This is a genomic window from Oscillatoria sp. CS-180, assembly GCF_028330965.1.
In the GTDB taxonomy this organism is placed as follows: domain Bacteria; phylum Cyanobacteriota; class Cyanobacteriia; order Phormidesmidales; family Phormidesmidaceae; genus Halomicronema.
In genome coordinates this window covers 37,406-51,290 of sequence record NZ_JAQMUB010000066.1, presented here as the reverse complement: position 1 = coordinate 51,290, position 13,885 = coordinate 37,406, and the positions used below count along the sequence as shown (strand labels likewise).

Sequence of the window (13,885 nt, the reverse complement as noted above, 5' to 3'; positions counted from 1 at the left end):
CTTAATTGGGTTAATACGTCATCTCTGCCAGCAGCGGTTGCTCAGTTTGGGAAACCGGCTCGCCCATCGCCACCAACAGCAACCGTTCTCCCTTGAAGGGATCGCGACCATGAGCAGTCAGCATGTTGTCCAGCATCAGGATGTCTCCGGCTTGCCAGGTAAATCGGATCGCGACCTGCTGGTAAAGGTCATCGATCTGAGTCATCACGTCATCGGCAATTGGCGTCCCATCGCCGTAGTAGACGTGGCGCGGCAGGTCCGATTCGGAGAAGACGGAGCGCAGCGATCGCTGTTCGACCGTCTTCAGACAGGCAATGTGATGCAACAACAGCTGGTTAAAGAACAGCGGCTCTGCCGTTTTGGGATGGTGGATGATGGCCGGACAGCAGGTTTGGAGCCGCAGCCCTCCATCTGTACGCCACTCAAACTCGATGCCCGCCCGAACACAAGCCAACTCAACTAGGGCCGGATCGTTTGTTTGAAAAAAGTCTTGCCAGCGCACATCCAAACCTTCGACAAAGTTGCGCACGTATCGCACCTGCTTTTGTTCAAATGGCGTCCGGATCTCAGGGGGGAGTCGCCGATAGAGTTCACGACAGTCGACAAGTGGCGTCGCGCCCCCTTGCTGAGCCGGCACCTGACAGCAGAAGAACTGTTTGAGTGGCCACCGCTGTAGATGAGCGCTCTCGTTATGAAACAGAATGGCTTTATCGGCGGGATAAGGCGTGGAGTGGTAGAGGCGATCGCTTTGATCAAACTGGGGCAGATCGCCATAGCCTGTCAACAAGCCTGGGCAAAGGGCCGCCGCAACTTGCTCAAACTGCTGTGGAGCGATCGCTCCAAAACCGCGAAACAGTAAAGCCCCATGCGTCAAAAGGCGAGACTCGATCGCGGCTGACTGCTCTTGGCACCAGGCAACCAAATCGATACCTGCTGGATGGTTAGGCTCAATCATCCAGGGCAACGGCTGATCGGGCTGGAGTCGACCTTCCCTCAGCAGAGGCTTATGGGCCAAATCGATCCCTCGTCGCCGAGTTCTTTTAAGGCGCTGCTCCTTAGCCCGTTGCCGTTCTTGCCGCTGGTCAAACTGCTGCTGTTTTTCTGTCTCCGTCAGTAGTTCCAGGGTGCTAATGGGGACATTAGGCTGAGCGATCAGACTGTCAAGCAACGTTAAAAATTGCTGTGAGAACCGAGCCACCGTTTTCGGATCGAATAGGGCGCGCTTATATTTCCAAACGCCCTCCAGCCCCCACGGATGTTCGTTGATGAACAAAGCCAGATCGAACCGGGAAGCCTGATTCGTAAATTCTCCCCAGGTCAGCCGTAGACCATTTGCTTCCAAGACCAGGGGAGGCGTATTTTGAAAGACAAACAAAACTTGCACCAGCGGATTGTGAGCAGTTTGCCGTTCGGGTTGGAGAGCTTCGACTAATTTCTCAAACGGCAAGTCCTGATGCTGGTAAGCCGCGATCGCGGTTTGCCGTACCCGGTCTAACAGTTGCCGAAAAGAAGGATCGCCAGACAAATCGGTGCGTAGCACGAGCAGATTGACGAAAAACCCAATTAGCCTTTCTAGTTCGATCCGAGTCCGGTTAGCAATATCGGTTCCTATCAAAATGTCGGTTTGTCCTGTGTACCGATGCAGCAGCGTGTTGAACGCAGCAAATAGCGTCATAAACACCGTGGCTCCCGCCTGCTGGCTGAGCTGCCGCAGAGCCGTTACGACCTCAGCCGGCAACTCAAACGGATGAACACCCCCTTCAAAATTAGTCAGGGTAGGGCGAGGACGGTCTGTGGGCAGGTCGATCACCATGGGTGCGCCTGCTAGCTGCTGCTGCCAATAACGCAGTTGAGGACGGAGGCGATCGCCCTCAAACTGTTGCCGCTGCCAGAGCGCATAATCGCCATATTGGATTGGCAGAGGCGCTGAAGGCATCGGTTTACCCTCAACATAGGCAGCGTAAGCAGCTTGCAGTTCATACGACAAAACTGCCTGAGACCAACCATCAAAGATGATGTGATGAGCCGTCAACAATAAGACAAAAGACTGCGGCTGCAAGTGCAAAAGCTGAAGCCGTAGCAGGGGACCGACTGCCAGGTCAAAAGGTCGCCGCGACTCTGCGATCGCACGCTGCTGAACCACCTCAGCCTGTTGAGCAGAGGCTAACGCTTGCAGATCCACGATCGGTAGGGACAGCGGAATAGGAGCATTCACGATGGCGCTGACCACCCCATCAGCAGATTGAAAGCTATAGCGCAGGACCTCGTGACGTTGCCAAACCTGTTGGAGGCTATAGCGCAGACCGGCAATTTGTAGCGGCCCCTCCAAGCGCAGGAGAAAAGATTCATTGTAAGTAGCGGACTTATCTTCCAACTGTTCGAGGACCCAAATCCGCTGCTGTCCAAAGGAAAGAGGACGACGCCCTGAATGGGGTACAGGCGCGATCGCCGCTGTCTCGGACGCTGCTGCCGCCAGCATCTTTAGAAGAGCAGGCTTATGGGCTACAATCTCGGCCTGCAGCTCTGCTGTTAGAACCCCGGTTGGTGCATTGCAGTGCAGACGCCCGTTCTCAGCCCGTAGCTGCACATCCTGCGCCTTGAGGCGAGCCATCAAAGTAGACAAGCTGGGTGATGAGTGGGTCATAGTACGACCTCCTCACGAGTCACGGCGGTGCGGTCGTCAACGGTAGGAGCTGAGTTATCCGCCGGGCGGCTAGTGCTGGCAATTCCGGCGACTGTTGGCGTCTCGAATAAGCTATGCAACTGCACTTCGGTTTTAAGCACCTCTCGTAGTCGGGATAACACTTGGGTTGCCATCAGGGAGTGCCCGCCTAGCTCAAAGAAATTGTCGTGGATGCCGACCTGATCAATGCCAATGACCGACTGGAAGATCTCGGCCAGCTGTTCCTCCAGCTCATCCCTCGGCGGGACATAAAGATTGGCTAATTCGGGGCGGCTGTAGCGCTCAGTCACACCCACAGACTCAAAGCTGGTGGCTTCGGATAGCGCCTTTAGCTGAATCCACTGATCGATGCGGTGGGTGAAAGAAGTCGTTGAAACGAGCACTTGCGGCACAACACAGCCGGATAAAATCCGGTGAAATGCCTCTAACCCCTCTTGAGGAGTCATGCCCTGCTGAAGTTCTGCGACCCGAAAGGCCTTAATGTCTTCGGGGATTTCAGTAGTCACCCCCATCCCAATGTCTTGCCAAAAGTCCCAATTGATGGCGACTGTTCTGCGATCGGGTCGAGCTGATTCAGCAATGGCAAAGGCATCGAGAAAGGCATTGGCCGCACAGTAAGCGACTTGCCCCAGCCCTCCCAATTTGGAGGCCAGAGAAGAAAACAGCACCAGGAAGTCTAGTGGCTGCTCTTGTAAAGCTGCCAGCAAATGTAACGTACCTTGCAATTTGGGCTGTAGGACATTGTCTGCGATCGCGGGTTTCTGCCGTTGCACAATGCAGCCGCCGGCAATCCCAGCAGCATGGATGACGCCATTCAAAGTCCCCCACCGCTGATCAATCTGCTCCATAGCAGCCAGCAGCGAATCCAGGTTAGTCACATCAGCCTGGAGGATCAGGACCTCTGCGCCTAGATCTTCTAACGCCTGAAGCTGACGTATCTTTTGACTTGTCCTATTGTCTTCGCCCTGTTCCTGTAGCCAATAGTCCCATTCTGATGCGGGTGGAAAAGGCGATCGCCCGATCAGCACCAGCTTTGCCTGGACTCGCTGGGCCAAATCATGGGCAATGGCCAACCCCAATCCCCCTAATCCGCCTGTAATCATATAGAGACCTTTGGGCTTGAGGGCGATCGAGGATGCGGTATCTACCTCCAGTCGTTGTGATTCATACAGAGGAAGCCAGCGCTGACCGGTACGATAAGCGACCATACGGGCTGGTTCTGCCTGGATAACCTCCGCCAAAACGACATCAACCCAATCAGGATGAGTCATTTTTCCCCGCTTCGACAGCGCCAGATCAATAGAGCAGCAGCTCAAATTGGGGTACTCCTGGGGAATCACCGTGACGGGTCCCAACAGCGTTCCTTTTTCGGGACATAGGGTCTCGGTTCCTAAGACAGACTGAAGCTGATTAGAAACGACGGCAATTTGGCAGCGATCGGTCATCAGATACTTGCTGATGGCTTGCGCCCAGTAAATCAAACTGTAGAAGCTCTGCTGCTGTTGAGCCGTCAGTCTCGCTAGCCGCTGCTGAATTTCGACCTGAACTACAGCTGAGGCTAAGAACTGTCGCTTACAGTGCTTACATCGATAAGCCTGCTGTCCCTTGTAAAACCCGTTTTTCTTGGTTTGAGCCGAACCACAATGCACACATTCAGGTGTTTTCGAGGCTGTTTCAGACGTTAAGTTCCACAGATGCAGGACCGTTTGAGGTAAACAGTTTTTCTCAGAGAGGACTTTGCAAAACTGCTTATAGTCGTGCAGTTCACCGGGATTAAGGCAATAAGCGTCTTCAGCAACCTGCGCGAAGGTCTCCCCCACCTGCACTGTGATGACCTTTTTCTGAGCTTGGCTCAGTCGGCTGGCCAGTTGCTGTCCCCAGCCTTGCTCATCGAGGAAAATTAGGACGGGTGAGGCAACATCATGCTGTGGCTGCGGCTGAAACAGGGGGATGGCCCGTTTCCAAGTAGGGATATAGAACCAATCGGCTAGATCGGTCTGCTTCACAGTGGCGTCGGTACTGTCCAACGAATCGACCGGATCAACCCAGTAGCGTTTTCGCTGAAACGGATATGTCGGTAGGGGAACGCGATACCGCTGCTCGTGCTGATAAAACGCTCGCCAATTGAGGTCACAGCCCGCCAGCCAAAGCTGTCCCAGGGTCGTCATTAGCCCCGCCGCATCTGATTTTTGCTCCTTGGGATGACGCAAGCTGGTCAGCAGTAAGCGATCGCACTCCACCGTAAACTGCCGTCGTATTAACGAGGTCAGCGTTCTGCCTGGGCCAACCTCTAGAACAATGGCATGGGGATCAAGCAGCAGTTGCTCTACTCCGCTTGAAAACTGAACGGTCTGCCGCAGATGTTGTCCCCAATACTCAGGCTGGGTCGCTTCTGTTGCCGTAATCCAAGTGCCGGTTACGTTGGAAAGATACGGTATCTGAGGAGCCTGGAGAGAGTTTGTCGCAACGTCTGCCACAAAGGTCTCTACTATGGGCGCCATCATCTGAGAGTGAAAGGCATGGGAAGTCTGCAAACGCCGGCAGTTAATTGATTGGGCTTGGAGGCGTTGCTGTAGGTCTGCGATCGCGGCCTCAGGCCCCGACACGACAGACGAGTTGGGGCCATTGAGGACAGCGAGTTCCAGTTCAGGCCCCAACCAGGGTGCCAGGGCATCAGCGGCCAGCGAAATTGCCAGCATGGCCCCAGACGGCATCTGCTGCATTAACCGTCCCCGAATGGCAATCAGCGCTAAGGCCGTTTCGAGGGAAAACACACCGGCCAAACAGGCCGCCACATATTCGCCAACACTGTGACCCAGCATCGCTTCCGGCTGAACGCCCCAGGTGATCCATAGCTGCGCTAGAGCATATTCAATGACAAACAGGGCAGGTTGGGCGATCGCAGTCTGCTGTAGCTGATGGGTGGCCGTCGCGATCGCGGCTTCATTATCGGAATATAAAATTGGGCGCAGATCCAAACCCAGATGGGGCTGTAACTGCTCAGCACAGTCATCCACACAAGCGCGAAATAACGGTTCACTGTCATACAGATCGCGCCCCATATTGACGTACTGAGCACCTTGTCCTGGAAACAGGAAGACAACAGAATGGGGCGCTGAGACCCGACTGCGCGTCAGGACGCGATCAGAGGCAAGATTTCCCAAATGCTGTGCAGCCTCCTCCGAAGTTTGACACACCAACATGCGCCGATGTTCGAAGGCTTGCCGGCCCACTTGCAGGGTATACGCCACGTCGGCTAATTCTGACTCCGGCTGCTGCAAGTGGCTCACCATCCGTTCTGTTGACTGGTCGAGAGCTGTTGGCGTTTTAGCCGACAGCAGTAGCAATTGCCAGGGACGAGATGGAGTACTTGCCGGACAGGGTGGGGCTTCTTCAAGCACGATATGACTGTTGGTGCCGCCGATGCCAAAAGAGTTGATTCCAGCTCGTAGCGGCTGATCCTGGGATGTCCATTCCCGCAGCTGCGTGTTGACGTAGAAAGGGCTATGCTCAAAATCAATGGCTGGATTCGGAGTCTCAAAATGAAGACTGGCTGGCAGTTGATGGTGCTTGAGGGCGAGTACGGTTTTAATCAGTCCGGCAATGCCTGAAGCACTGTTCAAATGACCAATATTGGTTTTCACTGAACCGATGGCGCAAAACTGATTGCGATCAGTCCCCGCCCGAAAGGCGGTTTCTAGCGCTTTAAATTCAATGGGATCGCCGACTAAGGTACCGGTGCCGTGGGTTTCTACATAGGTGATCGACTCTGGCTCGACCCCGGCGATCGCCTGTGCCAATGCAATCACCTCCGCTTGTCCGTTGATGCTAGGGGCCGTATAGCCGACCTTCTCTGAACCATCGTTGTTGAGGGCCGTGCCCCGAATCACGGCGTGGATATGGTCACCGTCGGCGATCGCATCTTGATAGCGCTTGAGCACGACGAGACCTAAACCACTGCCAAAAATCGTGCCCTGGGCCCGAGCATCAAAACTGCGGCAGTGACCATCGGGAGCAAAAATGTCGCCCTCCCGATACACATAGCCAGCATGGGGTACCTTCACCTCGACACCGCCGGCGAGGGCCATGTCACACTGCTGGCTCAGCAAATCCTGACAAGCGAGATGTACTGCCACTAGAGAGGTTGAACACGCCGTACTGACGCTGAAGCTAGGCCCCTTTAGGTTCAACTTGTAGGAAATGCGGGTGGGAATGTAGTCCTTGTCGTTGCCCAGAAGAATGGGTAAACCGACGGCTTTAACTAGATCGCGGTTGCGGGCTAGGTTGTACAGCAAATACGTACTAAGGCTGCCTCCAACATAGACTCCTGTCCAGCCATTGCCGTCATTAGGAACATAGCCAGCATTTTCGAGCGCTTCCCAGGCACACTCCAGGACTAGACGATGCTGGGGATCCATAATGGCCGCTTCGCTCGGAGAAAAGCCAAAAAAGCTAGCATCGAAGTGATCAATCTCCTCCAACAAGGCCCCCATCTTGATGTAGCTGGGGTCAGCTAACAGCGATCGCTCCACTCCTGCTGCTGTTAATGCTTCATCGGACAACGCTTGGATTGACTCCGTTCCCGCATGCAAGTTTTGCCAGAACTGATCAATGTTTCTAGCACCGGGAAAGGTGCCAGCCATGCCGATGATGGCAATGCTTCTATCGAGGTGAGACTGACTTGCGTGACTCATAAAGACTTCCTTCTGGGCTGGTTCAATGCACGGTCTGTCGCCATTGCCTGCTGTTGCTTTTGCACCCGCTGCTGCACGCGCTGCATCATGGACCTGTGTGGATTAACCGATGCGGCTGCATCAGGACCATCTCTCACCCGTTGCTGCGTCAGCGTCCCCTGGCCAATACTGTCAGGTTCCTCTTCTGGCTCTAGCGTTGACACTAGATAAGCGGCTAGAGACGCGACTGTTGGATATTGGAAAAACGTCGTCAGCTGAAGGGAACAGGCCAAAGCCGTTTCCAGCCGAGTTTTTAGATCTATTGCCATGAGCGAATCAAGCCCTAGCTCAAAAAACCCAGTTTGGGTAGTCGCCAACGCTTCGCCATTGCCCCCCAACACCCAACTCAGTTCAGTCTGGAGAAACTGAATTAAGCGCTTAACGCGGTCATCCGGTTGCAGAGACAGCAATTCTTGGCGTAATTCGCCCATAAGTTGGGCTGACGACATCTCTGCGGCCCTCGTCGCTCGCAGTTCCGCCAACAGCGGCAGGGTCTGCACGGCTCCTTGCTGTTGGAAAAATTGAGACCACTCGACCGATAGCACCGCCATTTGCGGGTCGGTTGGGCCGCGACCCAGGGCCCGCTCAAAGGCGTGCAGGGCTTGACTAGGAGACAGGGTCCGAATCCCCCGCTGAGTCAGTCGCTGCTGGTAGGGCTGCTGCAACCGATTCGCCATTCCGGCTTGCGCCCAAGGTCCCCAGTTAATACTTAACGCGACTAACCCTTGCTGCTGGCGGTAATGGGCTAGGGCATCGAGAAACCCATTAGCAGCGGCATAGTTAGCCTGACCGGGAGATCCCATCAGCGCGGCGACTGAGGAGAAGCAAACAAAATAATCCAGCGGTAATGTCTGCGTTAAACGATGCAAAAGCCATGCCCCTGTGACCTTAGGCTGTAAAACTCGCTCAAATTGAGGCCAACTTTGCTGCAACAAAATACCGTCTTCCAACACTCCAGCGGCGTGAAAAATTCCCCGCAGTGGCGGCATGGTTGCCTGAATATGGTCCAGCACCGCCTCTATGTCTGAAGCTTGAGTGACATCTGCCGATAAAACCTGGATGATTGCATCCGTTTCTGCCTGGAGTTGTGCGATCGCGCCTTGAGCTGTTTCTGACGGCGGGTGACGACTCGTCAGCACGAGCTTTCGTGCCCCCTGAGTCACGAGCCAGTCTGCCAGCTTCAGCCCTAAGGCACCCACACCCCCCGTAATCCAATAAGTCCCCTCGGCCTGTATTGGATAAGGTAGGGAAGTTTTAGGAATCGAGACGGAAACCAATCGCGGCACGTAGCGTTGCTGCTGCCGATAGGCAATCTGGTTTTCGGCAGTGGGGTGCAGCAAATCGGGAAGTAGCGTTTCAACGATAGCGGCCTGTGGCAGCTCTAAATCGACATCGAGTAGTCCACCCCACAGCTCTGGATGCTCCCATGCAATCGCTCGACCCATGCCCCAAACGAGAGACTGAGCAACGGTCAGAGCAGACCGGGCGACAGGCACCGCTCCTTGCGTCACCATCCAGAGCCGACAGGGCACTGGGCTGGCTTGCCGAACAATCCATTGGATGAGGTGCAAGGTGCTGCCACAGCCCCACTGCTGGGCTTGAGACAAGGTCTCTTCACTCTCCACTGTTGAAATATCAAGATTCCACAGGTGCACGATGCGTTGAAAGGTTTGCCCCGCCAGTGGCCCAGTCGGGCCTAACAGGTCGCTCCAAGCAGTGGTCGCTTCCGGCTGCACTTGATAACTGTCTAGGCCAACCGCATTTTGAGGGGCTTTATTTTGAGGAGTTTTGGTTGCCGTCGCTGCGTAGACGAGGACACAGCGGTGACCCTGTTGCTCTAACGCCTGGGCCAAAGCAGACCCAAGGCCCTTACTATCTGCTAGAATCAGCCACGCCTCTGCCGTCCTGCTCGAATCAGGGGAGATTTGCGATCGCTCCCAAGGCTGCCATTTCACCTGATAGAATGCATCGCCTAGCTCTGGATCAGCGGGTTCTGACAGAGTCGCTAACGGCGCGTCTCCAGCCAGGTACGACAGCAGTTTAGGCAAACAGGCGGCTTCGGCTGGAGTCAGTCCCGGCTGCAACTGACGCAGCACTGAGTCAACCTGTCCTGCCTGCAACTCCTGCAAAAGAGAGGAAGGGGGGAGAATCGACGAACTTAATTGATGCTTCTCCGGCAAATCAACCCAGTACCGCTGCCGTTGAAAAGGGTACGTTGGCAGAACAACCTGCTGGCGATCGCAAAAGTCTTGCTCAAACCCTTGCCAATCTACATCAGCTCCTTGGGTATAGAGCACGGCCAAACTCATGAGCAGGGTTTGCCAATCAGACTGATGCAATTGCAAGCTTGATAGCCACGTCGCCGCTGGCCGAGTATCCTGGCTCGAATCGGGCATCGCTAACGCTGGATCGAGTCCTATTTCTAACCAATGACTCCCCCCTATCGCTTCTAGTCCCTTCAGCCTCTCCGTTGTCTGAGCAGCAATCGCTAGAGGACGACTCCAATACGCGGCATCAGTCCCCATCTCTAGTGGTAAACGTCCAGCTCTGCTAGACACCAGTGGGACTTTAGCTGGGGTATAGGCAATACCTTGAGCCAGGGAATCCAGGGTAGTAGTGTGGGACGCGGCGACCAACGATGCGCGATCTCCCGTTTTCCGACAGGCTCTCTGACGGGTTGAAACGGTAGGCATCGATAGGGCTGCGATCTCAGTTCCATGAGCGATCGCTAGCCGTAGCCCATCCGACAGGCTGAATACCCCCGCGATACAAGCAGCCACCAGTTCACCAACCCCATCGCCCCAAACGGCAACGGGTTGAATCCCCCAGCGTTGCCACAACTGCGCCAGAGCGTACTCCACCGCAAAGAGGACTGGATAACCATAGGCGGGATGACACAACTTAGAAGCAGTTTGCTCTATCGCATTCTCAGCTGGATACAGCATCGCCGTCAGTAAATTGGGCAGGTCGGGCTCCAGCATGGCCTCGCACTGCTGAATGATCTGACGAAAGTAGGGTTGGCTTTCGTAGAGCTGTCGACCCAGATTGACAACCTGATGACTCTCTCCGCTAAATCCGAAAACCACCTGTGGAGCGCCAAGACGCTGCCCCCGAATGAGGCTTTGAGTCGGTGTATCGTGGGCTGCCGCCTCTAAAGTTGCTTGAACCCCTGCGCGAGTATCTGCCACCACTGCCAGCCGACAAGGGAAATGACTGCGGTAGCGATTCGTTGTGAAACAGACATCCGCCAACGAGACCTCTGGATAGTCGGTGAGATAGGTCTGAATCTGGACCGCCATTGCCATCAACGCGGCTTCTGATTTAGCCGATAGGGTCAACAGGTGCCAGGACCGCTCGGGCTGATTAGAGTCGTGATTGGGGCGATGAGAGGCCGAGGTTCTTTCAGACGCGACCGCAGTCTCAGCTGCTTCCAAAACCACATGAGCATTCGTACCGCTAAACCCAAAAGAACTGACCCCAGCAATCCGCCGCCCAGCTTCAGACGGCCAAGGGAGGACGCTCGTAGGGATGTGAATAGGCAGTTTTGTCCAGTCCACATGAGGTGTTGGCGTTTCAAAGTGTAGATGGGGTGGAATTGCTTGATGCTGTAAACAGAGGACTGCCTTAATCAATCCTGCGACTCCAGCAGCCCCTTCTAAATGGCCTAAATTCGTTTTGACGGAACCGACCTGAAGAGGATGCGATCGCCGCTCGGCCGGCCCCAGTGCAATGCCCAAAGCACCCAACTCAATCGGGTCTCCCAATGCCGTACCGGTTCCATGTGCTTCTACATAGCTCACGTCTTCTGGAGCAACCTGAGCCTGACGTAGTGCTTGCTGAATCACCGCCTGCTGTGCAGGACCGTTTGGGACGGTCAAGCCTGCGCTAGGCCCATCTTGATTGACCGCCGACCCCCGGATAACAGCTAAGACGCGATCGCCTTCCGCCAATGCTGTCGATAATCGCTTGAGCACCACTACGCCGCAGCCCTCTCCCCGACCATAACCGTCAGCAGACTGAGCAAAGGCTTTACATTGACCATCTGGAGCCAACATACGAGCCTTGGAAAAGTTGATGCTGGTTACGGGCGATAGCAAAACATTCACGCCTCCTACCAGGGCCAGTTCACACTCTCGCTGCCGCAAACTCTGGCAAGCAAGATGTACTGCTACTAGGGAGGATGAGCAGGCCGTATCGATCGCCAAACTCGGTCCAGTGAGACCCAACCAGTAAGACAGTCGCCCTGCCGCCACGCTAGGAGCATTGCCCGTGCAGAAGTAAGCATCAATATGATCGAGGTCGCTAGAATCTCGCAGCAGCTGACCGTAGTCGTTATTGCAGATCCCCACGAAAACCCCAACGGGCCGCTTAAAGAGTTGCTCAGGCTGCTGATTGGCGGCTTCGAGCGCTTCCCAGCTGACCTCTAGTAAGAGACGCTGCTGGGGGTCTAAGCTGCGAGCTTCACGAGGCGAAATACCAAAGAACTGAGGATCAAACTGGTCAACATGCTGCAAAAAGCTGCCCCGGCGGGTACTGATTTTCCCCAATTCAGACAGATCATCACTGTAATAAGCGTCAACCTGCCATCGACTATTAGGCACGTCCGAAACGGCATTGTACCCTGACACAAGCGCCTGCCAAAAAGAATCAGGGTCAGCAATATTCTGAGGAAAACGACACCCCATGCCAACCAAGGCGATCGCCTCTCGTTCCTGAGTTTCTTTAGCTTTCAGCCGGCTTTGTAAGCTCTCTAGCTTGACTAAAGCCTGCTGCATCAACATCTTATAGTCCACCCGATCTGCACCTGTTCCCATGCTCTTGCTGAACCCTGTCCCTAACGGTGCCGTCATTTGCTGTACTGCTTTAGCTATGCGATCGTGCTTCAAGTACGATATTCAAGCAGTTAACTGCTGAGATAAACACGCTCTAAAAAGCCAACTCAATAGGCTGCCCAGCACATCAGTTCTATTCAACCCTTGTCGGCTTTTTGCCGCTATTCTTTTTATTCCGATTCATTTATCGCCATGCAAAATGATGGTTCCAAAGAAACGCAAAAAGCACAGAAGTAGACTGCCTTAAATAATCTTGAGCATAAGTATTTTGAGCCATCACCGTAGTCCAAATTTAATGCTTGAGCTTCGATCATTCAGATTTATTCAAAAGCTGTCTATTGAAAAAATCTACAATTAACAATTCTCAATCTTGACAACGACCTGCTGGCAATTATTGAAGACCTAAGATAGCAAAATACTTTGTAGCTTTTATGACCTTATCTGGCAATATTTCCGAAATAAAGAAATATTTGTGTTGAGTTACACCTCAACCGTCAGGTAGATTTTTTCTACAGACAAATCCGTTCGCAGGCGCTATAGTCTCTGTCAACTACTGTCTCAAGATTTGTTCACTAGGGTTATGGCAAACTTAGGAAGATACTGCAAAGCTTATCCTGTGAAAATGCTGCGGAAGTATGCGAGTTGGATTGAGAAAAGTGAAAATCTCAACCCGAATAGAGTAGCAGTGGAGAACGTAGAGAAGTCTTCATCGCTTGCAGATTTGAAGTTGAAAGACGACGATTTCTTATATCTTCAGCAAGATCACACGGTTACCGACGGTATCTATTTAAACGAGTATGTTATCTTCCAGGATGTTACCAATGACTGGCTGACATTCTGCAAGCAAATACTTGAATTTGAAGTTCCAGATTATGCGACTTCGGATGTTGATGCCACAGCTACGGATGTTCCTGAAAAGTTAGAAACAATTTCTGAAGAGTCATCATCAGAGACAACTATGACTGCTGCTGGCGTTGAATAATTAGAGGCTTTTCAGAGATTTTAGTGCTTTGTTTTAACTCAAACTCTCGATTGTTTAGAAAGGACTAAACGCCGTGAATGAGCTTGTTGAAAGATTATCCAAAGGGAGTCACCCTGTTGTTGTGAGTCTTCGTCCTGATAACTCATTAGAAAACTTACAGGCAGCGATCAAGCGCCGATATGTTCACATCAAATTTACGGATACTCAAGGCGGAACAGAGTTGGGCGTCCGTTTAGATGAGTCCGCTTCGAACTGGCAAGAGGCTGATTTCACCGATGGTAAAGGCACCATTCAGCTTGTAGGAGATTTGACGCTTAACTACGAAAAGGTGAAGTGCCTAGCTGATATTGATTTGGAGACGCTGGCAGGTCAAGGCCATCTCAACGTCTTGCAAACGTCAGCCGACCCTAGCATCTAATCAACACAGGAGTTAATTCGATGACTCACGCTGATACTGAAGACACCACGCTTTACGAGGTTGTCATCAATCATGAAGAACAATATTCCATCTGGCCTAAAGGACGCGAACTACCGTTGGGATGGAACACGGTTGGCGTCAGTGGCCCTAAAGATGAATGCCTCAGGCATATCAACGAAGTTTGGGTTGATATGCGGCCTTTAAGCCTTAGAAAAGCCATGTCCTCTTAGAGATGGT

The 13,885-nt window shown here is 53.4% G+C and carries 6 protein-coding genes; 3 read left to right on the top strand and 3 right to left on the bottom strand.

Annotation, left to right across the window (positions count from 1 at the left end):
* Positions 1 to 10 precede the first annotated feature (10 nt).
* The 3 genes from PN498_RS15530 to PN498_RS15520 are packed head-to-tail and all read right to left on the bottom strand — an operon-like array spanning position 11 to position 12,266.
* The gene (locus PN498_RS15530; protein ID WP_272063748.1) at positions 11 to 2,644 is read right to left on the bottom strand and encodes a condensation domain-containing protein; all 2,634 of its coding nucleotides are present in this window, start codon (positions 2,642 to 2,644) and stop codon (positions 11 to 13) included.
* A complete protein-coding gene (locus tag PN498_RS15525; RefSeq protein WP_272063746.1) occupies positions 2,641 to 7,377 on the bottom strand; it encodes a type I polyketide synthase in 4,737 nt (1,578 codons plus the stop codon). The genes PN498_RS15530 and PN498_RS15525 overlap by 4 nt, the downstream gene beginning before the upstream one ends.
* Complete coding sequence (locus PN498_RS15520; protein ID WP_272063744.1) at positions 7,374 to 12,266, bottom strand: type I polyketide synthase; 4,893 nt, start codon at positions 12,264 to 12,266, stop codon at positions 7,374 to 7,376. Before PN498_RS15520 ends, PN498_RS15525 begins: the two co-directional genes overlap by 4 nt.
* Positions 12,267 to 12,828: 562 nt before the next feature.
* On the opposite strand from PN498_RS15520, the gene PN498_RS15515 reads away from it, so the two are divergent.
* The 3 genes from PN498_RS15515 (at position 12,829) to PN498_RS15505 (ending at position 13,878) form a co-directional block, all read left to right on the top strand.
* On the top strand, positions 12,829 to 13,230 hold the full coding sequence (locus tag PN498_RS15515) for a hypothetical protein (protein WP_272063743.1): 402 nt from the start codon (positions 12,829 to 12,831) through the stop codon (positions 13,228 to 13,230).
* A 73-nt stretch (positions 13,231 to 13,303) separates the two neighbouring features.
* The gene (locus PN498_RS15510; RefSeq protein ID WP_272063742.1) at positions 13,304 to 13,648 is read left to right on the top strand and encodes a hypothetical protein; all 345 of its coding nucleotides are present in this window, start codon (positions 13,304 to 13,306) and stop codon (positions 13,646 to 13,648) included.
* 20 nt (positions 13,649 to 13,668) lie between these two features.
* Entirely contained in the window at positions 13,669 to 13,878 is a 210-nt protein-coding gene (locus PN498_RS15505; RefSeq protein WP_272063740.1) for an MbtH family protein, read from the top strand.
* The last annotated feature ends 7 nt before the right edge of the window (positions 13,879 to 13,885 follow it).